This window comes from Mariniradius sediminis (assembly GCF_021491425.1).
Taxonomy (GTDB): domain Bacteria; phylum Bacteroidota; class Bacteroidia; order Cytophagales; family Cyclobacteriaceae; genus Mariniradius; species Mariniradius saccharolyticus.
On sequence record NZ_JAKEVZ010000002.1, the window covers coordinates 331,453 to 357,193 of the forward strand.

Here is a 25,741-nt window from a genome sequence, read left to right on the forward strand (position 1 = left end):
ACAGGTTTCAAAAACCTGTCAGGTCTTGAAAGCCTCAAAGCACCTTCAGGTATTTTCTTTCGATATTGACCAGGAGATTTTGGTGGATGCCGGGGATGCGGATCACAAAGTAGTCCTTGTTGCCTTTTTGGACGCATTCGCCTTCCATATTGCGCAGGGGCCCGCCAAGAATCTCTACGCGTTCGCCGGCTTCGATCTCAGAACTGTCTGCCTCCACGGGGATACCCGTTTCCAAAACCCTTTGGATGGTGCGGATTTCCTCCTCGCGGACTGTGGCATGTTCCCCAGAAAAATTCACAAACTTCACTGCACCCGGTACCTGCAGGGATTCCCACAGGTTGGCCTTGGTGGTCTTGACGAATACATAGCCATTGAAAAGGGCTTTTTGGACTTTCTTTTTCCGGTCCGACCACTGTCGGAGTTCCTCGACCATGGGCAAGTACACCTCCAAGCCCCGTTCCCGCAGCCTTTGGGCAACTTTTTTCTCAGCCCTTGAAGTCGTATATAAAACGTACCACTGCAATTCCATTAGCTCAAAAATAATTGGTGGCTGCTAAAATAAGGCATTTTTTGCACGGCGTGAAGTGAATCGACCACGGGAGGCAATTGTCCTCCGTAAGTCATTGATTTCAAAAGTGTTGGTATTAGGGAAATAAAAAACCCCCGGAACAATACCCCGGGGGTTTAATCATTTAAAAACCACCAACCTTTATTTAATCATGCTATTTAAACATTCTCCTGATCCGCATATTGGCCTTGTCGACCAACAAATACATCACAGGTACCACCACTAACGTGAGGAAGGTCGCAAAGGTTAGACCAAATATTACGGTCCAAGCCATTGGCCCCCAGAAGGACGCGTTGTCACCTCCCACATAAAACTGTGGATCAAAAGAACTCAATAGGGTGCTAAAGTTGATATTCATACCAATCGCCAGCGGTACGAGACCCAAAACGGTCGTGATGGCAGTCAGCAATACGGGACGAAGCCTTGTTTTACCGGCAACCACAATACTTTTGAGCAACTCGTCATACGGAAGAAATGAGCCTTCCGGAACATCGAGGTCCTGTCTTCTCCGCTGCCGCACGAGATTGGTATAGTCGATCAACACGATGGCGTTGTTCACGACAACTCCGGCGAGGGAAATAATTCCAATCCCAGTCATGATGACGACAAAGTCCATGTTGAAAATTACCAATCCCAGAAACACACCAATGGTACTCAGCACGACAGAGGCCATGATGATAAACGGTGTCGTCACAGAGTTGAACTGGGCAACAATAATCAAGAAAATCATAGAAACTGCAATCAGCAACGCTCGTGTCAAAAACGCCGTCGACTTGGCTTGTTCCTCCTGCTCTCCCGTGAACTTCACATTGATACCGTCAGGAATTTCGTATTGGGCGACGATCTCTTTGAGCTGATTGTTGATCTCGGTCGGATTGTAACCGTCGTTAACGTTGGAGAACACCGTGATTACTTTGTTCAGGTCTTTTCTTTTGACCGATCCATAAGTCGAACCGTACTGCAAGTCAGCCACGGCCGAAATCGGAACCTCCTTTTTATTGCCGAATTTATCCCTGAAGTTGATCTTCTTGTTCAGCAGTGTGGCAATGTCATAGCGATATTCATCCTTGAGGCGAAGTTGGATCGGATAATCTTCCTCCCCTTCCTTGTATTTGGATACTTCCAATCCAAAGAGCGCGGTACGGAGTTCATTGGCAATGGTCGAAGTCGAAAGGCCAAACCTCCGAGCTGTCTCCCTATTGATATCCAATACCACTTCAGGGCTTCCCAATTCGAGGTCTGTTTTCAATTCTTCAATACCCGCGATATTGGATGAAGCCAAATGGTCCCTGAATTGACCCACAAAATCAATCAGCTTCACGTAATCTTCGCCGCTGACTTCAATGTTGACCGCCTTTCCGACAGGAGGACCGTTTTGTTGTTTGTTAACCGTAACCAAAACCCCAGGATACTTTTCTCCCAAGGCCCGGATTTCTTCCATGACCTTATTGGTATTGAGCCCTTGGCGGAATTGGTACTCTAGAAAACTGATAGTTACTTTGGCCTTGTTGGGCGTGTTGGCGATACTTGGACCCATAGTTTGATCCCCTGTACCTTCTCCAACCTGGGTAATCACCGACTCGATGATCGATTCGTAGGGTTGAAGCACAGCCAAAAGGTCGTCTTCCATTTTGACCATAAACTCATTGGTCGCCTCAGTATCGGTTCCGATCGGATTTTCGATAAAGACATTGACCAATGCAGGTTGGTTGTCTGGGAAAAACAACACCTTGGGTGCGCGAACCCCTAAGAGACCAATCGAAAAGAAAAGCAACAGGACTGTCCCTCCGAAAACCAAATAAGGTTTTCTTCCTTTTAAGGAGAAGTTCAATGTCGTTTCATATGCATTTTCCAGCCAAACCAGAAAGACGTTTTGGAACCAGCGTATAGCTCCTCTGAGTACAAACACGTTGAACACAGTCAAGATCGAAGCGACAAGGAACAGGTTACCAAACGTATTGGAACCGGCAATAAATGATATAATACCCATCACACCAAGAATCCCCGCAATGACCAAGTTCTTCTGCTTTGGCTTCTCCTTATTGAGATCCTCGACCTTCATGTACATCGCCGTCAACACCGGGTTGACTACCAAGGCCACAAACAATGAGGACGAAAGTACGATGATCAAGGTAATCGGGAGATATTTCATGAACTCTCCGATGATATCATCCCAAAACGCCAAGGGCAAAAATGCCGCAAGTGTCGTAAGAGTCGAGGTTATGATTGGCCAAGCGACCTCACCAACACCTTCCTTGGCAGCCTGAATCGGAGATTTTCCTTCCTGCATCAACCGGTAGATATTCTCAACCACCACGATACCGTTGTCCACCAGCATACCCAAAGCAAGAATCAGCGCAAAAAGCACCATGAGGTTAAGCGTAATGCCCAAAGCACTCAGTATCAGGAAGGATATGAACATGGAAAGCGGAATCGCAATCCCGACAAAGAGGGCATTCCTAAATCCAAGGAAAAACATCAGGACGAGCACCACTAGGATGACACCGAAGATGATCGAGTTTTCCAAATCACTGACTTGTGTACGGGTGACCTTGGACTGGTCATTGGTGATGCTGATCTGAAGGTCCTGCGGGAAACGCTCCGCTTTTGCCTTGTCAATGATATCTTTGATCTTATCTGAGGCGTCGAGGAGGTTTTCCCCACTACGCTTGATGACGTTGACAGTCAATACAGGGAGTTTGTTGCTGCGCGCGTAGCTGGTCCTTTCTTTGTATGTATCGGTAACCTCAGCGACATCGGAAAGATAGACGATCCGATTGTTTTCGGTTTTGATGATGATATCGTTGAGTTCGGCAGGATCTTTCAATTCACCAGTAATCCTTAACGCCCTTCGAAATTCACCCGTCAACAAATTCCCACCCGAAATGGTCAGGTTTTCTTGGGCAATCGCGTCGGAGATATCACCAAATGAAACGCCCAAGGCTTCCATTTTGTAGATGTCCGCATCTACCCGGATTTCCCTCTCGATCGTACCACGTAGCTCTGCCTTGGATATCTCAGAAAGCTTCTCGATTTCGTCCTCGAGGTATTCCCCAAATTTCTTCAACTCTTCTTCGGTATAGTTACCGGAGATGTTGACGTTCATGATCGGGAAATCCGAGGTATTGATCTCCAAAACGTCCGGATCTTGGTCTAGGTCGTTTGGAAGAGAACTCTTGGATTTATCCACTGCGTCCTTCACATCCTGGATCGCCTTGGCTATTTCGATTCCTGGGTTAAATTCTACCACAATCGATGAAAAGTCCTGCACCGAAGTCGAGGTAATGTTCTTGACGTTGTTGAGGGACTTCAACTCCTTTTCGATAGGCCTGGAAATCAGGTTTTCCATGTCTATGGGTGAGTTTCCGGGGTAAGTCGTACCCACATAGACAGTTGGGATGACAATCTCGGGAAAGCTCTCCTTGGGCATCGACTTGTAAGACAGGATACCCAATACCGTGATGATTAGCGAAAGGATGATAACAGATGTCTTGTTATCTACGGAAAAGGAACTGATCCCAAATTCCCTTACAATCTCCTTCTTTTGTTCTTCTATCTGTGCCATAGGATTACTTCGCTACGTTCACTGCGTAATTGTCCCCTACTTCCCTGAAGCCTTTGTCCACCAACACCTCTGTACCGGTCAGTCCTTCCAAAATCTCGGCAGTTTCCTTGAAGGTTTTGCCGCGCTTGATATAGCGCTTTTTGCTGGTATTGTTTTCAACAGTGAAGACATAATCCCCTTTGTTGTCCTGCAAAATCAGGTAGTTCGGGATCGTGACGGCTGATGCACTTTCGTAGTCTTTGATCTTGAGCACAGCGATCATGTTGGGCTTGATTTCTGCTTGGGCAGGAAGCGCTACTTCCACCTTAAAGGTTCTGTTGTTGGGGTTGATAATCGCACCAACGGCAGAAACTTTGGATTGCAATTCCTGTCCAATTGAAGGGAAGGAAATCGCGACTGCATCTCCTTTGTTGACGATACCTACATACCGCTCGGACACGTCGGCTTCGACAAAAAGATCGCTGTCGCCCACAAATTGGAACATCGGCGTACCTGGCTGTACCAGTTCACCCAAACGGGCCTGAACCGTCTCAACGGTACCGTTGAATGGTGCCCTCACTTGGGTCCTTGCTTCCTGGGTCTTGAGACTCGCAAGGCTTTTTTCCAAAGTCTCTTTCCTGTTTTTCGCTTCCAAGTATTGGATCTCAGTCCCAATCTGCTGCTTCCAAAGTCTGTCTTGTTTCTCAAACACGATCTTTGCCAACTCCAACTGCTTTTCGACCTCTTCGATATTCCTGACGATGGCTTCAGCATCGATACGCGCCAGCACCTGTCCTTTAGTAACACGCATGCCTTCGGTCGCGATTATTTCCTGAATTCGACCAGACACCTCGCCTGAGATGTTCACATTCTTTTTTGAAAGTACGGATCCCGTTACTTCTACAAAGTGTTCAAATTTCCCGTTGGTTGGAGCGAGCGTAGATATCAATACCGATTTCCTGTTTTCTTGTGCAAAAGCAGGATCCAATTGGGCGATCTCCTTTTCCAAGGTCTCGATGGAAGCACGCATCTCCGCCGCTGACTTTTTCATTTCGGCCAATTTGGTTTTCTTCTGGCTGAGTTCGTCTTTTGGCCCGCAGGATACGGCCAAAAGTATAGTTCCAAAAATCAATAGTCCAATATTCGTTTTCATATGTTTCTTTTTCTGTTTTTTCAATTGTGGTTTTATTAGAGAATACCCAAGGCTTTTTCGAGGTCGACTTTAGCGATCAGAGCATCATAAAGTGCGGAGAAATAATTGTTTTCGGCATCTTTCAGGGCAGAGTCGGCTTCTACAACTTCTAGGTTGGAGCCCACGCCTTCCTGGTATTTTATCTGTGCCATGCGGAATACTTCTAAAGCCAGCTCGCGGTTCTCTTCCTGTACCTTGAATGTGCGGATGTTGTTCTGCAAGGTGGTCTTTGCTTGGAACCTCTCTACCCGGATATTGTCTTCGATGAAAATTCTCTGGTTTTGAAGCTGCTCCAACTGATGGCGTTTCTGCCTGATTTGGGCACTCTTCAACAAGCCGTCAAAGACTGGAATCTGCAACCTGACCCCCACAAACGCACCGGTAAACCATCTGTCGCTTTGAAACATCAATCCCGTGGACTGCGCCGCCGCGTTTCTTTGGTAGGTACCAAAAAGGTCAAGACTTGGAATGTAGAGCGAGGTGGTGTATTTGATATCCAAATCAACCAGCTCCAGGTTTGTCTCCAATTGGTCGACTTCGACTCTCCTGCCGCCATCGGACTGGAGGAGTTCATTGAGTTCTTGCAATGAAACCAGATCTTGTAGTTTTTCGCTCAACTCTACCTGGTAATTCAGCGGAAGTCCCATTTGAAGTTTCAGGAGTTCCACGCTAATGTCGCGGGCTGCTTGAACTTTCTCGATCTCGGTCTGGAGATTGTTGCGCTGCACCTTGATTCTCGAAACGTCGATTTTTTCCGCAAATCCAGCTTCATAAAGCGCCTGTGTTTCTTTCAGCAGTGTATCCAACCTGCCGAGGTTTGCACGTACAAGGGTCTGCCGCACGTCGTTGACCAAAACGGAGAAATATGCCTTCTTGACACTTTCCTTCACATCGACCTGCGTCTTTTGGTTGTCAAACTCCGAGAGCAGCTTATAGGTCTTGGCAGCTTTCAGGCCTATAAAGTAGGACCCGTCCAAAATCATTTGGTTCAGCTGAAACACCAATCCCGAGGTGTAGTTCACGCCAAACCGGACCGGCAATACATCTGAATCCACGTTGGGATCTTGCAATGGTCCCGCATTGGGAAGGAACACGACCGGGATCGCGGCGTTGTGTGTGATGTCGAATGTTCCGTTGATTTGTGGAAGACCTGCGGACGTCCGTTCCGTGATACTGGCTTTTGCCCTCAAGATTTCAAGTTTCGAATTCTTGGCGTCCACGTTGTTTTCCAAGGCGTATTCCAAGCTCTCTTCCAAAGTAAGCTTGAGTACTTCTTGGGAAAAGGCTGGGGATTCCACCAAGAGCACCGAAAGGAATATCCCTATTCCAAAAAGGCTTTTAATTGTGGTTTTCATTGGTTTGTTTTTTTTGATTTTGATATGCTTCTCTTCCTTTGTCTGTAAAAATTCCATATAAGAAATGTTCGAATAGCTCCACCTGCAGTTCAACTTGATTGAATTTTGAAGGTGGAAACTTGATGGGGTCAAAAGTGCTCATCATCTGCTCGAGGCGGGTAAGGGCGATGATTTCGGTGTTGATTTCCTGACGGAAATAACCCTGAACCTTCCCCTTCTCCAATACATCTACAATCTGTTTGTAAATGTGCTCCTTCTTAAAATCCTCAAAAAGCTGCCAACATTGTGGATAATAACGCTGCAATTCATTGAGCACCATCGGATTGATATCCGCAAATCGCTCCCGCATGTAAGTGGAGAGCTCCACCAAATGCTTGATCAAATCCTCCTCCAACAATGGAAAACAATCAATTGCCGACTTATCCTTGTTCAACTCCGCGGCAAAAACCTCCAACACCAGCTGGTTTTTGTCAGCAAATTCCTGGTAAATCGTCTTTTTGGAAATCCCGGCCTGCCGTGCAATGTCATCCATCGTGACAGACCTAAGCCCATAGCGCTTGAACTGCTCGTTGGCAATCTCGATGATCTTTTCTTTTGTATCCAAATCCGTTGAAATTTGAGGACAAAACTCAGGAAACTATCGGAAAGTTCAAAGTTTCTTAAGTTTTTTTAAATATTTTATTTCGAAAAAAACAGAAACAAGAAATTATCGAACAAATAATCATTATGTTCGGTATCGAACAAAAAATATTATTCTGATTTAAAAATTTAGGAAAAACAAAATTCCCTTATTTACCAATAATACTGAACTTGTGAATTATGTCAACACGATTCCTTGAAACATCCTTTGGCCATTTGGCTTATAAGCGACATGGAAAGGGCAGTGAGGTATTTTTTCTTTTCCATGGTTTTGGACAGAGCATGAAGGTGTATGATCCTTATTTACCCTTGAGAAAGGAAAATGAAAGCTATTTGGTCTTCGATATTTTCTATCATGGCCAAAGCAGCTGGAAAACCGCCGACAAAAAACTTACGAAAGAAATATGGCAGGAAATCTGGGTCCAACTGATGGCGGAGGAGAAATTTGACGCATTTCACTTAATCGGCTACAGCATGGGGGGAAAATTTTGCCTCGTCACTTACGAGCTTTTTCCCGAGCGCGTGAAATCACTCCTGCTGATGGCGCCCGACGGGATCAAAACCGGCTTTTGGTACAATATGGCGACCTTTCCTGGCTATATGAACCGGCTATTCAAGCGGGTGGTGTTCCATCCGGATCGGTTTTTCAGGGTGATGGATTTTCTACATTCATTTGGTCTTTTGCAGAGCAGCTTGATCAAACTTGTCAAGTCACAAATGCAAACCCGAACCATGCGGGCGCAAATCTACTTTACATGGAGCGTCTTTAAGCCGCTGCAGCCTGAGATTGGAAAAATCATTGTTGATATACGAGAGCGTGGAACTCCGGCAATGCTTGTCACAGGAAAGTTTGACAAAATGATCACTTCGAAAAATTTGCAACGATTCAGTTCAAAAATCCCACATCTTCAACAAGTGGAATTGGAATGCGGGCATAATGACCTAATTGAAAAAACCGCAAAATTCCTTATAAAAAATCCGGTAAAAATTGGCGGTGAAGGTTGAAAATTGGTAAATTTCTTCAACCCAAAATAGCAAGCCATGAAAGCCTTAAAAAGAATCGGATTCGCTGTCCTACTCCTGTTGGTGGCGGTCCTGACCTTGGCGGTTTTTGTACCAAAAGACTGCGAGGTACAACGTGAAATCACCATCAACCGCCCGGCGTCAGAAGTTTTTGAATACGTGAAATACCTTAAGAACCAAGATAAATTCAGCGCTTGGTCCAACATGGATCCTGTGATGAAGCGCGCCTATTACGGTCAGGACGGGGAAATCGGATTCGTCTCTACCTGTAAAAGCAAACGCCCCGACGTGGGCAAACGGGAACACAAAATCGTGGCAATCGAAAATGGAAAGCGTATCGACTATGAGTGGAACCTGACAAAACCGTTTAAATCGACCTATCGCGCCTACCTCATCACAGAGTCTGTTGGACCCTCTGAGACCAAGGTCACTTGGGGATTCAGTGGCGACATGGGCTACCCGGGCAACCTTAGGCTTCTTGCACTTGATGTGGAAGAAGCGGTTGGCGAGGATTTTGAATCGGGCCTCGTGAAGCTGAAGCGGATAATGGAAAGTCGTTGAAGACAAAGAAAAGGGCTCTAGGCCCTTTTTTTATTGGTTTTCCACCTCGAGTACACCCAATTGGTACCGCAAAATCACCTCCTGAAAGAACAATGTATAAAGCGCCTGCGCATAGTCGGCTTGCCCACGTACAAGCTGCTGATTGGCAGTGGCTAGGTCTACAAAGTTGCTGACGCCGAGCCGGAATCGCTCCGCAATGGCTGTCTGTGCTTCAACGGCCGCAGCCAGTTGCACTTTGGTTGCTTCCTCCCGCTTGATACTCGCCTTATAGTTTTCGTAAGCCAATTTGATTTCTTGGTATACCCGACGCTCGAGGGCATTTCGATCGAGCTGTTGGTTGTGGTATTGCATACGGCTTCTCGCTACGGTAGCACGGTTGTCGAAATTGGTGAAAATGGGCAGATTGAGGCTCAATCCAAACGTGCGCTGCGGATAGACTTGCCAAAGCTGTTCGGAAATCCTCCTACTGTCAAGTGAAGTGAAAAAAGTATTGTAATCAAAGAAAGCATTCAACTGGGGATAAAGAATACCCTTGGTGGCAGCGAGCTGGTTTTTGGTGGCTGATTCGAGCAGCTGTTGGCGCTTGAGGTCCTTCCGGTTTTGGACTCCTACTGCATACAATTCATCCAATCCCATGGCGGTGTACTCGCTCGTGATTTGTTGGAGGCTGACCGGTTCTACGACCGGAAAAACTTCCGGCTCCAATTGGATCGTTTCCGCCAAAACCCAAGAATCCGACTCCCACTGGATTTTGGCATTCAGCGCAACGGTCTCCAGCCTTGCAACTTCCGATTGTTGGTTATACAAATCAGCCTGCGTCCTCAGGCCCGCTTGGACAAAGCCGTCGATTTGCTCCAATTGTTTCTTTTGGTTTTCGAGATTCTCAAGTGCGATGCGATAGAGTTCCTCATCCAAAAGTACCTGCAAATACTGCCGGGCAACATTGAACATCACATCCTGGCCCGCACGTTGGATCGCATTTTCTCCAGCTTCTGCATACAAACGCGTCGCTTGGCTGGTATTGATCCTGCGGGTCCCATTGAAAATCGGCATGGTCGTGGTCAAATTGGCCGTAATCATGTCGTTGGTCTGATTGGTAATGACCCAATCATCGCCGACCAATTGGGATTGTTGGCCTTTTTGCCGCATGAGGTTACTTCCTCCCGTCAACCTGGGCAAATGTCCCAACACGGCCGCAGTTTTCTCGATTTTCAGAACTTCCTGTTGGTTATTCAGCCGATTGAAATCGACGTTGTTCTTTAAGCCCAAATCGACCGCTTCACGGAAAGTCAGCCGTAAAGTATCTTGAGCGCTAAGCTCGGAAGCAAATCCTGCCAACAACAGGCAGGCTAGGAGTATCTTTTTCATTTTATATCGCAATATCTTTGTCAATCTTACCATCCAACATCTCGATCAAGCGTGTGCCGTAATCGGCGTTTTCCCGCGCATGGGTGGCTTGGATAATGGTTGTTCCTTCTTTGTTGAGTTCCCTGAATACTTCCATGATTTCTTTTGCTTGGGCAGAGTGTAGGTTACCCGTTGGCTCGTCGGCAAGCAATACACGAGGCCTTCCTGCGATTGCTCGGGCGATACCGACAAGTTGCTGCTGTCCGCCTGAAAGCTGCTCTGGAAAGAGGTCCTTTTTTGCCACCATCTTGAACCGATCCAACAAGTCCGCTATGATGCTTTTTCGCTCAGAACCGGAGACATTTCTGTACAAAAGCGGCGTTTCGATATTCTCATAGACAGTAAGCTCATCGATGAGGTGATAGGCTTGGAAAATGTAGCCAAACTCGGCTTTGTGCAGCGAAGACCGCTGCTTATCCTTCATTGCAGGCACCGATTTGCCATCAAATTCATAGTTTCCCTCATAGTCCTGATCGAGCAGTCCTATGATATTCATCAATGTAGATTTGCCTACACCCGATGGTCCCATCAAGGTCACGAACTCGCCCTGTTGGATAGTAAGGTCAACGCCCTTTAGGATAAAAATCCTTTGGAACCTCGATTCAATGAATTTGTCTATTTGGGTAAGTTTTATCATGTCTTCGTGGGAAGTTATTGATTAGTAGTTTTTGGCCAGTTGTTCAGTTATTAAAGCCAATGGTTAGATTACAGTTTTGGAGTCGATAGTCCACAGACCTTGGCTTTGATTCTATTCTCTGCCTTATTGCCTCTTGCATCTTGTCTCTTGCATCTTGTCTCTCGCTTCTTGATTTTACATTCCCCCAACTTCTTTCCCAACAGCGTGCCATAAAAAATGCCCCAATTCGGACAAAAAACACCTGATTTTAAGGCTAGAGAGACAAAATAATCGAACAATATTGTTCGCTGACGGACGATCTCCCCTGTTTACCTAGTACTGGCATAATCAAAAACCGAAAGGTAAGGCAAAAAAAAAGCCACCCGCTATTCGCAAGGTGGCTTTCAATCCAGCTAATCTTTGGAGATTAAATCCTTTCCAATATCGCATTGAACGTAGGACTTGGACGCATTGCGGCGGAAGTTTTGGATTCGTCCGGCTTGTAGTACCCACCGATATCCATTTTCACGCCCTGTGCTTCATTCAATTCAGAAACAATTTTCTGTTCATTTTCCTGAAGGGCCTTTGCGATCGGAGTGAACTTTGTCTTCAATTCCAAATCCTTGTCCTGGCCAGCCAACGCCTCAGCCCAATACATTGCCAAGTAGAAATGGCTGCCTCGGTTGTCGAGTTCCTTCGCATTGCGGGATGGAGATTTGTCTTGTTCAAGAAATTTGCCCGTGCCTTGGTCTAAGGTCTCAGCAAGTACCTTTGCCCGATCGTTATGAAACATGTCAGCCAAATGCTCCAAGGAAACCGCCAAAGCCAAAAACTCACCCAATGAATCCCAGCGCAGGTGGTTTTCCTCTAGGAACTGCTCGACGTGTTTAGGTGCCGAACCACCGGCGCCTGTCTCAAACAAACCTCCTCCATTCATCAAAGGAACGATCGAAAGCATCTTGGCCGAAGTGCCCAATTCCAAAATTGGGAACAAATCGGTCAAATAATCCCGCAGGACGTTTCCAGTCACTGAAATGGTGTCCTTACCTTCTTTGATACGCTCCAAAGAAAGTCGCGTCGCATCTACAGGTGAAAGAATCCGGATATCCAAACCTTTGGTATCGTGGTCGTCAAGGTATTTTTTCACTTTTTTGATCAGTTCGGCATCGTGGGCACGCTTCTCATCCAACCAAAATACTGCAGGAACGCCCGTCGCACGTGCCCGATTCACCGCCAATTTCACCCAATCCTGAATCGGGGCATCCTTTGTTTGGCACATGCGCCAGATGTCACCTTTCTTCACATCATGGGTAATCAACACTTCACTTGCTGAATCGGTAACAGTGACGGTACCGTCTGCCGGGATCTCAAAGGTCTTGTCATGGGAGCCATATTCTTCCGCTTTCTGCGCCATCAATCCAACGTTCGGCACACTTCCCATCGTAGCTGGGTCAAAAGCACCATGTTTTTTGCAGAAATTGATGGTCTCCTCATACACACCTGCATAGCAGCGATCTGGAATCACAGCTTTGGTGTCTTGGAGTTTGCCTGCCTTATTCCACATCTGACCTGAACTTCTGATCATGGCCGGCATGGATGCATCGATGATCACATCACTGGGCACATGGAGGTTGGTGATGCCTTTGTCCGAGTTTACCATTGCCAAATCCGGCCCTTCAGCCAATGTTGCCTCAATATCCGATTCAATGGCCTTTCTTTCTGATTCAGGCAGCGTCTGTATTTTGGCGATTAAATCGCCAAATCCATTGTTGACATCAACGCCGATTTTTTCAAAAACAGCTTGGTTTTTTTCGAAAAGCTGAGCAAAAAACACCTTTACCGCATGTCCAAAAATGATGGGATCGGAGACCTTCATCATGGTTGCTTTCATGTGGAGCGAAAAGAGTACTCCTTGCTTTTTGGCATCGGCCTTCTGCTGTTGCAGAAACTCTTTCAGATTTGCCACGGACAATACCGCCGCGTCAATCACCTCCTCGGCCTGCAAAGAAAGGTTTTCCTTCAGGGTGATTTTCGTCCCGGCACTGGTGTGCAAATCGATGCTCACTTTTGTGGCAGAGGGGATAGTCACGGATTTTTCACTTCCATAAAAATCCCCGCGGCTCATACTGGCAACATGGGTCTTGGAATCAGGAGACCATTTCCCCATGCTGTGGGGATTGTTTTTCGCATATTGCTTGACTGCCAAAGGCGCCCTTCGATCAGAATTCCCTTCACGCAATACAGGATTCACTGCGCTTCCCTTCACTTTGTCGTACCTGGCTTTGATATCTTTCTCTTGCTCGGATTTGGGATCATCCGGATAATCGGGAAGGGCATAGCCTTGGGCTTGAAGTTCTTTGATGGCTGCCTTCAACTGAGGGATGGAAGCCGAGATATTGGGCAATTTCACAATATTGGCATCCGGCTGCTTCGCGATCTCTCCGAGCTCAGCCAAATCATCGCTGATCCGCTGCTCGGGTTTCAGAAACTCGGGAAATAGCGCAATAATTCGTCCAGAGAGTGAAATGTCGCGTGTTTCTACCGCAATACCAGCTGAATGCGTGAAAGCCTTCACAATCGGCAACAAGGAATAAGTAGCCAAAGCCGGTGCCTCATCCGTCAAGGTATAGAGGATTTTCGCTGTTTTATCAGTCATTTTTAATCAAACGAGTTTAAGGATAAAGAGAAATAAAAGCGGCCAATCTTCATTTGAAACAAAAAGTCAAATTGAACCCGGAGCGCTGTGTTTTGGTGTAAATCGGGGCTAAATTAAGCAATTATCCGCAGTTTCAAACCGGCTTTACACATGGGGAAAAAGGGCATGAAAATGCACTCTAAAAGACCGAAGACTGGATTATCCAAGTCAAAAAGATTCAGGATTAATCAGGAAACTGTTTTGCCAATTGGTTTTCAAAACCGCAGTGAAAAGTCATCGGCATCCATCCAAGCCGGGAACTTCTGTCTGAATTCAGCCAACGACGCTGCATCCAATTCAATGTAAAGGACTTCCTCCCTATCTTCCGAAAAAACCAAAGTCTCGCCCTTGAAATTATATGCACCGGAATGTCCAGAATAAGGAATGCTATTTCCGTCCTGCCCAACCCTATTGACGCCGACTGCATAGCTGAGATTCTCGATGGCCCGCGCTTTCAAAAGTGCATCCCAAGCATTTATCCTTGGCTTTGGCCAGCTTGCCACATAAACCATCAAGTCGTAGGCCAATGACCCATCTTCTTGGACTTGGTTTCTACTCCACACCGGAAACCGTAGATCATAACAGATTTGCGGCAAAATACGCCAACCCTTCCATTCGAAAACCTTCTTGGCTTTTCCAAAATCATAATGGTCATGTTCGTTGGCCATCCGGAAAAGATGCCTCTTGTCGTAAAAATCCAGCTTTCCATCCGGTCTTGCCCATAGCAGCCGATTGTAGAATTTCCCACCAGCCTGAATCACAGCGCTGCCTGTGACGACGGCCTTTGTCTGCCTCGCCATTTGCAGCAGCCATTTGCAAACCGTCAAATTCATCGGTTCGGCGACTTCCGAGGCATCCATCGTAAATCCCGTGGGAAACATTTCGGGCAGTGCGATAAGGTCTACTTCCTGCTGGAGGTTGAGGATTTTCTCTTCTATCATGGCCAAATTGGCGATGATATCCTTCCAAAAAAGGTCTGTTTGGACCAATGCTAGCCGTAAGTTGGTTTCCGGGATTTGCTTCATGGTTTAAAAATAAAAAACCAACAGGAAAATCTGCTGGTTTAAGGGCTTCACTTCAGCGGATAGATCATCCGATAGTCCGTCGGGACTCTGCCTTTGCTGATATCGATGAGTTTGCTTTGAAGCAGCTTCTTTTTTAATCCCTTTAGATAATCAACAAAAAGAATCCCCTCCAGATGGTCGTATTCGTGCTGGATTACACGCGCCGTCATTCCCGAGAATTCTTCCTCACGCAGATTCCAATTTTCATCGAAGTACTCGATGGTGAGTTTCTCGGGCCTGATGATTTCTGCCCGCAATTCCGGAATACTCAAACAGCCCTCTTCAAAAGAATAGTTGTCCCCGTATTCGTCAAGGATAATCGGATTGATAAACGCACGTCTGACACCCTTTTCCTCGTCTTTCTCGTCAAGCATCAAGCTGGAATCTATCACAAACAACCGTATTCCTTTGTTGATTTGTGGCGCGGCCAAGCCCACGCCGTTGGCGTTTTCCATCGTGGCAAACATATCCTTGATCAAATCAGAAATGTTGTCTCCTTCAGGAATTTCCTCAGCCTCCTTTTTCAAAATCGGGTTACCGTACGCTACTATGGGATAGATCATTGTTGTTGCAAATAGGATTGTAAGATGATGGTTGCGGATATTTTATCCAAATTTCCTTCCTTTTCCCGCCTGTCTTTTTTCTTGGTGCCCATGTCAATCATGGTTTGCAAGGCGATTTTGGAGGTGAATCGCTCATCGACCAAGGCCAACTTCAGTTTTGGAAAGACTTTTTCCAAGCGATTTTTCAATGCCAAAACCCGCGGGGTCATTTCGTTTGCGCTGTTGTCCAATTTCTTGGGAAGGCCGATGACTATGACTTCGACGTCTTCTTTGGCGACATATTTCATCAGGAAATCCTCCAATTGGTGCGTTGGGATGGTGTCCAAAGGATTGGCAATCAGCTTAAGCGAATCTGTAACCGCCAAACCGGTCCTTTTGGTTCCCAAATCAATGGCCAAGACCCTGCCCATCAGTTATGCAGGATTTTTTTCCGCACCCTTCGCAACACCTCTTTTTCGAGTTCCATGGCCTTGGGAAAAAGCAGCTGATCCTCGATTTGGGCATGTATGGAGAGTTCCCGCTCAAAAACTTGAAGCTCATGGTAAAGAACTTTCATACTGATAGGTGCGGTCTCGGGAAGTTCGTAATCCTTGGTCAATCTTCTGATTCCCTCCATCTCATCGTCGTGCGCTTCATGCGCGTGGGAAAGCACGGATATGGGGCTTTTCTCGAGAATCTGAAGCGCATCTACCAGACGGTATTCATCTTCCTCAATTTCGTGGAGGAGTTTGATTCGCTGAAAAAGCGTGGTTTCCTCCTCATGGATATGGTGGATAAAGTCCTCAACAAAGAGAGGGAACATCATCCGCATGTCCGCCAGTATAGCTGCGAAAACGGGATTTTCCACCTGTATTCCCGAGATCATATTTGATAGAAAAGGCAATTCCTGCCGAACAAAAAAATAGTGCTTTCGCTTCAGGTAGGACACCAATACTTCGATTGGCCTAAGGAAAAGCTCTTCGGTGCTCGGTTCCTTTCTTGAGGCCCATCGCTCCAGTTCGTCTATCAGTTGCTGCGGGTTGATTTTGAATTTTCGGCATACTTCCTCGAGGGAATTCTGCTCATACAGGAAAAAGTTGATCCCGAAATAATGGAGTACCGCGGCGAAGACATAATTCTCGGAAACTAGTTCCCGTATGCGGCTTTTTTCAATATCTTTGGAATCCAACATACTTACAAAAGTAACTTATTTTGGCTTTTCAAGGACATCATGAAGTTTAAAATCGAAATTAATGGCCTTGGCTAAACGAAAGGTCGGAAATTTCAGTTAGAAGGTATGTTGATACCCACTTATCTATCATACACCAACTAAAACCATCCTAACCGTGAGCGAAATCAAAAACACCAAGCAACAAGTCAGGTTGCCCTTGATTTTGGCTTTGGCTATCTCTGCAGGAATTTGGATCGGAGCTACATTTGCCGAACCAAAAACCGACAGAAACGATCTCAAGGCCGCTATTTATAAATTGCAGGAGATCATCACTTATATCAATCGTGATTACGTCGACAGCGTCAACACCAATGAATTGGTAGAATTTGGCATCCAACAGATGCTCGAAAAGCTCGACCCACACTCCAGCTACATTCCAGCACGTGACGCCTCCTTGGCCCAATCCCAATTGGACGGGGAATTTGACGGAATCGGGGTGGAATTCGGCATCATCCGCGACACGATTTATGTAGTCGCGCCGTTGACAGGCGGTCCCTCCGAAAAGCTCGGCATACAATCAGGCGATCAGATCATCAAAGTTGACGGCAAAACCGTAGCCGGAACCGGGATCACCAATCGGGATGTATTTGACCTCCTTCGCGGTCCAAGGGGCAGCAAGGTAATCGTCGATATCAGAAGAAAAAGCCAAAAAGACCTGCTCAACTTTGAGATCATCCGTGACAAAATCCCCCAGTACAGCATCAATGCTTCCTACATGGTCGATGAAACCACTGGCTACATCAAGGTAACCAGGTTTGCTGCAACGACGCATGAGGAATTCAGAAAATCCGTGACCAGCCTCAAAGAACAAGGCATGACTCGACTGATCTTGGATTTGCAGAGCAATCCCGGTGGGTACATGGGGGCTGCGATCCAGATTGCTGATGAAATCCTCGGCCAAAACGCCGTGATCGTTTCCCAAAAAGGCAAACTCAGCCGCTACAACCAAATTGCCACAGCCAGCAGACCGGGGCTTTTTGAGGATGGCTCCGTTATCGTCCTGATAAACGAAGGCTCCGCATCCGCCTCCGAAATCGTGGCGGGAGCGATTCAGGACAATGACCGCGGATTGATTGTCGGCAGAAGATCTTTCGGTAAAGGACTTGTTCAAATGCCCATCGACCTTTCTGACGGTGCAGAATTGAGGCTGACCATAGCGCGTTACTATACGCCATCTGGCAGATCCATTCAGAAGCCCTACGGCAACGACGAGGATTACAACAGTGACTGGAACAACAGATTTGAGCACGGGGAATTTTTCACCGCGGACAGCATCAGGTTCAACGACAGTTTGCGATACGAAACATTGTCAGGAAGGACGGTCTATGGTGGCGGAGGTATCATGCCGGATTTCTTCGTGCCACTCGACACCACCATGGCAAGTAGCTATGTAAACCGCCTCTTCAACTCCGATTCTGCACGGGAATTCATTTTGGACTACTTGGAAAAAAACAAAAAGAAATTCGAAAACATGAGCTTCGAAGACTACTATGCCAAGTTCCAGGTTTCTGAAGAGATGCTTCAAAGCTTGATCAAAGTAGGAGAGCGTAATAAGGTGAAGTTTGACGAGAAGGATTACAGAAAATCAAAAGATTACCTCAAAATCCTCATCAAAGCCCATATGGGGCGCAACCTCTACGACGACAATGCCTTCTATCGCGTCATCAACGATATCAACGAGGTGTACCTGCAAGCATTGACGCTTTTTGGTGAAGCCGAGAAATTGGCCTTTGCCCCAAAAGTCAATGAATAGGAAGCCTTAAATCACCAGATTATTTAAGCCCTTTGCTTCGGCAAGGGGCTTTTTTGTTGTTTCATCTGGGAAAGATTCCCGATTCAGCGTATATTCCTCATTCACAAACCCAAGAACCAATGAAGACATATGCACCCAAAATCCTAATTTTGGCCTGTGTTCTGATGATATCCCCAGTACTCATGGCCCAACAAACAAAAATCACCCATATCGCGGTCTACGTCAAGGAACTGAAAAGAAGCAGTGATTTTTACAAAAACGTCTTCGGTTTCCCTGAAATCGACGAACCATTTAAGGACGGGCTACATACTTGGCTGGACATTGGCAACAACACATCCATGCATCTCATCCAAGCACCTTGGGAACCAATAACCATCAACAAAATCAACCACATCTGCTTCAGCGTGCCGAATATGGATGATTTTGTAAAAAATCTGGAGCGACTGAAAATTGAGTACGAAGACTGGCCAGGCAATAAAAATAAGATCAATATCCGTCCCGACGGCATCAAGCAAATCTACCTCAAAGATCCGGACGGCTATTGGATCGAAATCAACGACGAATACAAATAGCGCCTGAACTTCAAGCTTCCAGTTTGGAAGTTTTCCGGCAGCTCGCCAAGTCAATAATCAACACCCATTTCGATTTTCCCATATTCCTCATTCCTTGATGCCATGTGTGATACGCTGGTCGCCCTTCCTGGATTTACAAAAAATGGTTCGACAATTTTTGCGAAGAACTCAGACCGTGAACCTGACGAAGCACAGGGTATCATCCAAATTCCAGCTAAGCAATCGGGAGAATCCAATTTGGATTGCACTTTCATATCCATTCCCCAGTCAGAGTCGACAAATGAAGTGATCCTATCAAAGCCATTTCAGATGTGGGGTGCCGAAATGGGAGTCAACGTCCACGGCTTGGTGATTGGTAATGAGGCCGTATTTACCAATATCCCTATTTCTAAGAAAAACAACGGATTGACGGGCATGGACATGCTTCGGCTGGCCTTGGAACGCTGCCAAAATGCCAAGGAGGCCGTGGCATTCATTCCCGATTTGTTGAAAAAATATGGACAGGATGCCTGCGGAGGATACAGGAATCGAGGGTTTTTCTACCACAACAGTTTTCTGATTGCGGATCAGAACCAAGCTTTCATTCTGGAAACTGCCGGAAAATCCTGGGCTTCTCGTGAAGTCAAACGTTTTGGCAGCATTTCCAATGGCCTGACGATTGAGACTGAATATGATCAAATCCATCTATCCGGAGAAAAAAGACAGTTCCCCCATTCCATTTTGAAGAAATCGGAGCCCTTTTCTTTCAAGGAATATTTCTCGGATTTTCTATTTACCAAAGTGGGGAAATCCAATTCCAGACAGGCCTGTAGCTTTGGATTGGTACAAAAGCAATCAAAAAGCTTTGACGCTGGAGCAGCGATGGAAGTTTTGAGGACCCATGAGTCGCCGGATCCGATTTTCAATCCCAAAAAAGCAAGCACTGCATCCCTCTGCATGCATGCCACCGGTCTGAAAAATCCGAGTTCCACAACTGGAAGTATGGTCGCGGAAATTCGACAAGGAAAACCCCACACGGTTTGGCTGACGGGGACCTCGATGCCCTGCCTTTCCGTGTTCATTCCATTCTTTTTCGGGACACATGTTCTCGAGGATTTTTCCCAGCCAAGTTCGCAATCTGACGATTCGCTGTGGTGGCAAGCGGAGAAAGTCCACCAATGGATTTGTCGCGATTATCAAAACCGCAAGGCGAAAATCTGGCCTGAATTTATATCGCTGCAAAATGACTTTATAAAAGCCGAAGCTGCATTGATGGGAAGCAGTCCGACAATCAAAGAATTGGAGAGTTTCAGCCAACAATGTTTGAAAGTAATTCGGGATTTGTACCTAAAAATACTTTCCGAAATACCTACCAATTGATTAAATTACGGTATGGAAAAGGATCTGAAAAATTCTATAGTCAAAGAGCCTGATATCACCTATGGCAACTATACCTACGCTGATTACCTGAGCTGGGACATGGAAGAAATGGTGGAACTCATCAAGGGTAAGGTCTTCAAAAAAGCAGCGGCCGCCCCCAGACGCATCCACCAATGGTTAGCGGGAAATCTCTACACGGAGATGAATCTGTTTCTCAAGGGTAAAAAATGCCAAGCCTATATCGCTCCGTTTGATGTCCGATTGCCGCTCAAGTCAAAACGAGACGACAAGATCTACACCGTCGTGCAACCCGACATCTGCGTCGTCTGCGATCCGGCAAAACTGGATGACCGTGGATGCATCGGCGCGCCAGATTTGGTCGTCGAGGTTCTTTCACCTGGGAATAAGCAGCTCGAACTCCAACATAAATTTGAAGTCTATGAATCCTCAGGCATCAAAGAATACTGGCTGGTTGATCCTGAGAGTCAAACCCTGTTGGTCTACACGCTCAAAGATGGCAAGTACCAAGCCTCACGCTTGATGACCTCTGGTGACAAAGTAAAGTCATCTGTGCTCAAGAATTTTGAATTGGACTTGGAGGAATTCTTTGCCGATATTACATGACCCTGCGTCCAAACTGCAAGACGTCAACAACAAAAAATGTCAGTACGAAGCTTTTGACGCTGAAATAGTCTGATTTGGCCCGCTCGATAAAAGAATTAAAAATCGCCATTTGATTGAGCGAGTTCTCATTTTTCACCCGGGTACAGTCAAAACGAAGCCCAAAACCATCTGCCCAAGCTGTCTCAAAAAAAACAGCCGAAATTGAATTTCCGGCTGTCAATGCAATTTGCGTTCTATTGCCCCACCGAGCTTGGCGGCAATGCCTCCGGTACAACGTTGTCGATGGGTTTGGTCGTTTGTAGGTAAGCGAATATCGCACCGATTTCATCGTCACGCATAGCCTGAAACATTTGCCACGGCATGGGAGGCAAAATCTGTCTACCATTGGGACTTCCTTTGAATTTCCCCTCCCTAAGTGCCCGGAAAAATTGCTCCTCAGTCCATCCACCAATACCCGTAGGATCTGAGGTAAGATTGGAAGCGTAAGAAACCCCCCACGGTCCAACCCAAGCCGTCAAGGTCTGGGTAACTGCGTAGCCGTTTTTCTCCATGGCCGCCCGATCTACATCTGGAAAAGGCATGGCTGACGGATGCCCGGAAAGTGCCAATTCCATGTCCAACTCAGGCCCGTTTGGCCCCATCTTTTTCGGGGTATGGCAGTCGTGACAACCACCGATTGTTACCAAATGCTTGCCATAATCGGGCAGGGATTGGTAACCAAGCAATTCCCAGGCGGGCTTAGTTTCGACAATTTCTTCTTTGGTCTCGTTTGGCTTGCATTGGCTGAAGACAAGAAGTACTCCTAATGTTGCCAACATAATTCCTTCCTTTTTCATAGTTGTGAGTTTTGGTTTAAATGGTGCTGGTAAATTCGGGGACTGCGGACCCGCCAGAAAAAAACCGTGGCGTTGATCCGTACTAAAAACAAAACCGCAAACGCTAATCGACTCAAACAAATCTGATACAAGATACTCACTTGGCTAGACAATGACCAGATTTTAACAATATACTTTTCAGGCGCCTGCGGTGAAAAAAACAGCCCAAACAGATAAACCCCTGACAAATTCGATGAGCTGAAAATCCGAAAAACCTTAACTTTCCGCAAATCCCAGCAGCTATGCATGACTATCCAATGATCCTTATCATGGCCTTGTTGATTCTTGGCTATGGCGTTTTTTCCAAGAAAGCGGAGAACTCGATCATCACACCACCTATGGTTTTTGTTCTCATGGGACTCTTTGTGAGTTACTTTATGCCCAATTTATTGGACCAAAGTCCGAAGGCTGGCTATGTGAAGCCGGTCGTAGAATTCACCCTAATATTGATTCTATTCGTCGATGGTTCAACGATCGATCGAAAAAGCCTGTGGTATGAAAAATCTCTCCCATCACGTTTATTAGGAATTGGACTCCCTTTGACTATGGTGTTGGGGACTTTAGCTGCTATGTGGATTTTCCCGGAAGAGAATCTTTACATGCTAATTCTATTGGCATTGATACTTTCGCCAACAGATGCCGCGTTGGGCCAGTCGGTTGTAACAGGTGAAAAAGTGCCAAAAAAGATCCGGCAAACGATCAACGTGGAAAGCGGTCTCAACGATGGGTTCGCCTATCCGCCGTTGTTGATTTGCATCAGTGTGTTGGCATTGAAACAGGGTCTGGAGGTGAAGGAAGGCCACCTTTTGACATTCCTGTTAAAACAGTTCATTCTAGGTCCCGCCATCGGCGGAATTGTCGGATGGTTAGGGGGAAAACTCATAGAATTTGCCCTCAAAAAGGGTATGATGACTGTGATTTACCAAATGCTGGAATCATTTGCAATCGCGGTTTTGGCTTTCTTTGCCGCTGAATATTTTGGAGGAAATGGCTTCATCGCGGCATTTGTTGCGGGGATGATGCTTGGAACCAGAAGAGAGGAGGCGAGGGAACGAATGAAAGAATTCGGCGAAGCGGGAAGTCAAGTGATGGTCATGTTTATATTCCTGCTCTTCGGAATGATTTTGGTGCCTTCTTCGTACCCACTTTGGGACTGGAGATCTTGGATTTACGCTATCACGAGTCTAACACTTATCCGAATGCTTCCTGTATGGATAAGTCTCATCGGAACCGGCCTTGATCGAAAAACCGTTCTTTTTATCGGTTGGTTTGGCCCAAGAGGCGTGGCTTCAATTCTTTATCTGTTGATAGCAATCATCACTTTGGGACCCGATGGTATGGATAGATTGGTGAGCGTAATCACCCTGACGGTGTTGTTGAGCATATTTCTACACGGTATTTCAGCTAGGCCGCTGTCAGGTATTTTTGGAAAGGGAGATCATGAAAATTAACCGCACAACATTTGGACAATGACACAAAAACCGGATTTCATCGCGGATCGCTCAAAGGTTAATCACAGCCCATAAAAAAACCTCCTGATTTGGGAGGTTTTCATTGACTAATTCAGTTGCCCTGAGCCGCCTCTGCCTTGGCTTTACGCTTAAATCCCTTTCGGAAAGGCCATGTATACGGTAGAGCTTCCAAACCCTTGTTCAGGTTTAAGGTAGCACTATCGACATTGGTCATGGTGCTCCTAAGTTTACCTGCAAACTCCTCATCATTCAACAACATCCCTGCAGTATTGTCCGTGCTGTTGAGCTTCTGTGAAGTAGCATTCAGGTTTTTGGTGAGCATCTCCGCGTTATTTGAAGTTTCTTCAAGTTTTGATACAGTGCTTTGAAGTTTCGGGAAAGTCTCTTTGTCATTTGTCAACTGATGTAAAAGAGTACCTTCTTTGTTGAGATTTTTACTCACATTGGAAAGTTCTGACAAGGTCCTTCGTGATTCAAGGGAAGCCGACTCGAGGTTGTTCAGCGTGTTTTTGAAAGAAATAGCCAAGGTGCTATCAGTCATGACCGCGCCAACGATACCTTTCCCTTCGGCGATTTTGGTGGTGAGTATCTTAAGATTTTCGGTAATTGTGACTAGATTTTTGTTGTTTTCCTGGAGCGTAGCCATCATCTTGTCGGTATCAAGCGGCATCTCGGCGGTGAGTCTGTCTCCATCTTCGACAGCGGGAGATTGGGTCGTACCGCCATAGATCACGATGATTTTGTTACCGATCAGTCCATCCGAACCGATTGTTGCTTTCGAATCTTTCCGGATGTATTCCTGCACCTTTGCCTCCACAGCCAAAATAATCTCTACTTGGGATTCACCGTAGAAATTGATCTTGCGGACTGTGCCGATCTTCACACCTGAAAACCATACGTTGTTGCCCTGCTGAAGTCCCGCCACATCGTCGAATACAGCGCTCAGTTTGATGCTTTTCACGAATTTCTTTTGTTGGCCTCCCAGCGTCAGTACACCCAACACGAAAATGATGATCCCTATTAGGACAAAAATGCCCACAATGACAGATTTTTTATTATCGTTTCTCATTACTTGATAAAATTATAGTCATAAAATGCTTTTACTTGGGGGTCCTCCGCCCCCTCAAATACGTCCGTAAAGGACCCTACTGCCGTGAATTGGCCGTTGATCAAAACGGCCATGCGGTCCCCTGTTTGCTTCGCGCAGGCAAGGTCATGGGTAATCACGATGGAAGAGGTATTGAATTGTTCTTGTACCTGATTGATGAGGTTATTGATTTCAATACAGGTAACCGGGTCAAGACCTGCAGTCGGCTCATCATAGAGCATTATCTCGGGGTAGAGGATCAAAGTTCGGGCGATACCAATTCTTTTCTTCTGACCTCCTGAAAGCTCCGAAGGCATCTGGTTGACAGTCTTGGGAAGTGCTACTGCCTCCAACAACTCCTCGACCCGCCTATCGACTTCCTTTCGGCTGATATTCTTGACGTTCCGTACAAGCGGAAACTCAAGGTTTTCTCTTACGGTCATACTATCATACAGGGCCGAGGCCTGGAAAGAGAATCCAATCCTCAACCGCAATTGGTTCAATTCCTTGATCGGCAATCCCAATGCGTTTTTTCCGAAGATTTTCACCTCGCCTTTATCAGGTGTGAGCAAGCCCACGAGGATTTTGATCAGGACAGATTTACCGGTACCCGATTTTCCAAGGACGACAAGATTCTCACCTTTGTACAAATCCAAATCCACTCCCCTAAGCACATGATTGTCGTCAAAGGACTTGTACAGTCCTCTGATCTCCACAACTTTTTCGTTTTCTATCTTACGCATACCGGATGGCGTTTACGATCTGCATGACCAATAGCTCTTCTATGAAAATCAAAAACATCGACATAACGACCGCCGCGTTCGCCGCCTGCCCCACGCCTTCGGTACCCTTCGACGAGTTGTAGCCTTTGTAGCATCCAACAATGCCTATCGTGAATCCAAAGATCAACGATTTGATCACTGAGGAAAATATGTCAAGAAACGAAATGGATTCGAAAACTTGGATGAAGAACGTGGATAAGCTGACGAGCTCATTCTGATTGACATTGATGAATGAACCCATCAAAGCCACAAAATCCGTGTACATCATCAGTACAGGTATCATAAAGGTGGTTGCTAGGGTGCGGGTCACGACCAAATACTTAAATGGATTGATCGCGGATACTTCCATGGCATCGATCTGCTCCGTTACCTTCATCGAACCGATCTCTGCGCCGATACTGGATCCAACCTTGCCTGCCGAAATCAGCGCTGTCACCAAGGGGCCCAAGGCCCTAACCACAGCGATGGAAATCAAAGCAGGGAGCCAAGAAGTAGCGCCGAATTCGGCGAGTGACGGACGGCTTTGGTTTGTAAATACAATTCCGATGATGAATCCTGTCAAGGAGATCAAAGGCAAAGAGCGATAACCGATCTCGTAGCACTGACGTAGGACTTCCCTGAACTCATATGGCGGGCGCCAGACTTCCTGAAAAAACCGCTTTACAAATTGGAAGGCATTAGCCAGCCCCCTAAAAAATTTATCAAGCTTTTTACTCAGAACTGTATCCCTCGAATCTATCTTATAGAACATAAACGGCAAAAGTTGAAATCACTAAGGTA

The 25,741-nt window shown here is 46.3% G+C and carries 23 protein-coding genes; 7 read left to right on the forward strand and 16 right to left on the reverse strand.

Annotated elements, in window-relative coordinates; all coding sequences use genetic code 11:
* Window positions 1-34: 34 nt before the first annotated feature.
* The 5 genes from L0U89_RS04080 to L0U89_RS04100 all read right to left on the reverse strand — a co-directional run bounded on the left by L0U89_RS04080 (window position 35) and on the right by L0U89_RS04100 (window position 7,263).
* Window positions 35-529 carry a UpxY family transcription antiterminator gene (locus tag L0U89_RS04080; RefSeq protein WP_008629406.1) on the reverse strand — a complete coding sequence of 165 codons (495 nt, stop codon included), beginning with the start codon at window positions 527-529 and terminating at the stop codon, window positions 35-37.
* A gap of 193 nt (window positions 530-722) precedes the next feature.
* On the reverse strand, window positions 723-4,133 hold the full coding sequence (locus L0U89_RS04085; protein WP_234860359.1) for an efflux RND transporter permease subunit: 3,411 nt from the start codon (window positions 4,131-4,133) through the stop codon (window positions 723-725).
* A gap of 4 nt (window positions 4,134-4,137) precedes the next feature.
* Window positions 4,138-5,265 (reverse strand): efflux RND transporter periplasmic adaptor subunit, encoded by a 1,128-nt coding sequence (locus L0U89_RS04090; RefSeq protein WP_234860360.1) that lies wholly within the window; start codon window positions 5,263-5,265, stop codon window positions 4,138-4,140.
* A 35-nt stretch (window positions 5,266-5,300) separates the two neighbouring features.
* A complete protein-coding gene (locus L0U89_RS04095; RefSeq protein ID WP_234860361.1) occupies window positions 5,301-6,659 on the reverse strand; it encodes a TolC family protein in 1,359 nt (452 codons plus the stop codon).
* Window positions 6,643-7,263 (reverse strand): TetR/AcrR family transcriptional regulator, encoded by a 621-nt coding sequence (locus L0U89_RS04100; RefSeq protein WP_234860362.1) that lies wholly within the window; start codon window positions 7,261-7,263, stop codon window positions 6,643-6,645. Before L0U89_RS04100 ends, L0U89_RS04095 begins: the two co-directional genes overlap by 17 nt.
* 215 nt (window positions 7,264-7,478) lie before the next feature.
* On the opposite strand from L0U89_RS04100, the gene L0U89_RS04105 reads away from it, so the two are divergent.
* Complete coding sequence (locus tag L0U89_RS04105; RefSeq protein WP_234860363.1) at window positions 7,479-8,303, forward strand: alpha/beta fold hydrolase; 825 nt, start codon at window positions 7,479-7,481, stop codon at window positions 8,301-8,303.
* 36 nt (window positions 8,304-8,339) lie between these two features.
* Window positions 8,340-8,882 (forward strand): SRPBCC family protein, encoded by a 543-nt coding sequence (locus L0U89_RS04110; protein WP_234860364.1) that lies wholly within the window; start codon window positions 8,340-8,342, stop codon window positions 8,880-8,882.
* A 30-nt stretch (window positions 8,883-8,912) separates the two neighbouring features.
* Here L0U89_RS04110 and L0U89_RS04115 read toward each other — a convergent pair whose 3' ends face one another.
* From L0U89_RS04115 to L0U89_RS04145, 7 genes are all read right to left on the reverse strand, one after another.
* Entirely contained in the window at window positions 8,913-10,250 is a 1,338-nt protein-coding gene (locus L0U89_RS04115) for a TolC family protein (RefSeq protein ID WP_234860365.1), read from the reverse strand.
* 1 nt (window position 10,251) lies between these two features.
* A complete protein-coding gene (locus L0U89_RS04120) occupies window positions 10,252-10,926 on the reverse strand; it encodes an ABC transporter ATP-binding protein (RefSeq protein WP_234860366.1) in 675 nt (224 codons plus the stop codon).
* A gap of 406 nt (window positions 10,927-11,332) precedes the next feature.
* The gene (locus L0U89_RS04125; protein ID WP_234860367.1) at window positions 11,333-13,561 is read right to left on the reverse strand and encodes an NADP-dependent isocitrate dehydrogenase; all 2,229 of its coding nucleotides are present in this window, start codon (window positions 13,559-13,561) and stop codon (window positions 11,333-11,335) included.
* Between the two features lie 254 nt (window positions 13,562-13,815).
* Window positions 13,816-14,625, reverse strand: a complete 810-nt coding sequence (locus L0U89_RS04130; RefSeq protein ID WP_234860368.1) for an amidohydrolase — start codon at window positions 14,623-14,625, stop codon at window positions 13,816-13,818.
* Between the two features lie 47 nt (window positions 14,626-14,672).
* Window positions 14,673-15,227 (reverse strand): peptide deformylase, encoded by a 555-nt coding sequence (gene def, locus L0U89_RS04135; RefSeq protein WP_234860369.1) that lies wholly within the window; start codon window positions 15,225-15,227, stop codon window positions 14,673-14,675.
* A complete protein-coding gene (gene ruvX / locus L0U89_RS04140) occupies window positions 15,224-15,637 on the reverse strand; it encodes a Holliday junction resolvase RuvX (protein ID WP_234860370.1) in 414 nt (137 codons plus the stop codon). The genes def and ruvX overlap by 4 nt, the downstream gene beginning before the upstream one ends.
* Complete coding sequence (locus L0U89_RS04145; RefSeq protein WP_234860371.1) at window positions 15,637-16,398, reverse strand: hemerythrin domain-containing protein; 762 nt, start codon at window positions 16,396-16,398, stop codon at window positions 15,637-15,639. Before L0U89_RS04145 ends, ruvX begins: the two co-directional genes overlap by 1 nt.
* A gap of 154 nt (window positions 16,399-16,552) precedes the next feature.
* Between L0U89_RS04145 and L0U89_RS04150 the strand changes: the two genes are divergently transcribed.
* The 4 genes from L0U89_RS04150 (at window position 16,553) to L0U89_RS04165 (ending at window position 20,745) form a co-directional block, all read left to right on the forward strand.
* A complete protein-coding gene (locus tag L0U89_RS04150; protein ID WP_008629443.1) occupies window positions 16,553-18,190 on the forward strand; it encodes a S41 family peptidase in 1,638 nt (545 codons plus the stop codon).
* Between the two features lie 119 nt (window positions 18,191-18,309).
* Window positions 18,310-18,762 (forward strand): VOC family protein, encoded by a 453-nt coding sequence (locus tag L0U89_RS04155; RefSeq protein WP_234860372.1) that lies wholly within the window; start codon window positions 18,310-18,312, stop codon window positions 18,760-18,762.
* Between the two features lie 102 nt (window positions 18,763-18,864).
* The gene (locus tag L0U89_RS04160) at window positions 18,865-20,121 is read left to right on the forward strand and encodes a carcinine hydrolase/isopenicillin-N N-acyltransferase family protein (RefSeq protein WP_234860373.1); all 1,257 of its coding nucleotides are present in this window, start codon (window positions 18,865-18,867) and stop codon (window positions 20,119-20,121) included.
* Between the two features lie 12 nt (window positions 20,122-20,133).
* Window positions 20,134-20,745 carry a Uma2 family endonuclease gene (locus L0U89_RS04165; protein WP_234860374.1) on the forward strand — a complete coding sequence of 204 codons (612 nt, stop codon included), beginning with the start codon at window positions 20,134-20,136 and terminating at the stop codon, window positions 20,743-20,745.
* A 233-nt stretch (window positions 20,746-20,978) separates the two neighbouring features.
* Here L0U89_RS04165 and L0U89_RS04170 read toward each other — a convergent pair whose 3' ends face one another.
* Complete coding sequence (locus tag L0U89_RS04170) at window positions 20,979-21,581, reverse strand: glycoside hydrolase family protein (protein ID WP_234860375.1); 603 nt, start codon at window positions 21,579-21,581, stop codon at window positions 20,979-20,981.
* Window positions 21,582-21,862: 281 nt separating this feature from the next.
* Between L0U89_RS04170 and L0U89_RS04175 the strand changes: the two genes are divergently transcribed.
* The gene (locus tag L0U89_RS04175) at window positions 21,863-23,071 is read left to right on the forward strand and encodes a cation:proton antiporter (protein WP_234860376.1); all 1,209 of its coding nucleotides are present in this window, start codon (window positions 21,863-21,865) and stop codon (window positions 23,069-23,071) included.
* A 112-nt stretch (window positions 23,072-23,183) separates the two neighbouring features.
* On the opposite strand, the gene L0U89_RS04180 is transcribed toward L0U89_RS04175, so the two are convergent.
* From L0U89_RS04180 to L0U89_RS04190, 3 genes are read right to left on the reverse strand one after another with little or no spacing between them, the layout of a single operon-like run.
* The gene (locus L0U89_RS04180; RefSeq protein WP_008629454.1) at window positions 23,184-24,161 is read right to left on the reverse strand and encodes an MlaD family protein; all 978 of its coding nucleotides are present in this window, start codon (window positions 24,159-24,161) and stop codon (window positions 23,184-23,186) included.
* Window positions 24,161-24,922 carry an ABC transporter ATP-binding protein gene (locus L0U89_RS04185; RefSeq protein WP_040480856.1) on the reverse strand — a complete coding sequence of 254 codons (762 nt, stop codon included), beginning with the start codon at window positions 24,920-24,922 and terminating at the stop codon, window positions 24,161-24,163. Before L0U89_RS04185 ends, L0U89_RS04180 begins: the two co-directional genes overlap by 1 nt.
* Window positions 24,915-25,712 (reverse strand): MlaE family ABC transporter permease, encoded by a 798-nt coding sequence (locus L0U89_RS04190; protein WP_008629459.1) that lies wholly within the window; start codon window positions 25,710-25,712, stop codon window positions 24,915-24,917. Before L0U89_RS04190 ends, L0U89_RS04185 begins: the two co-directional genes overlap by 8 nt.
* Between the last annotated feature and the right edge of the window lie 29 nt (window positions 25,713-25,741).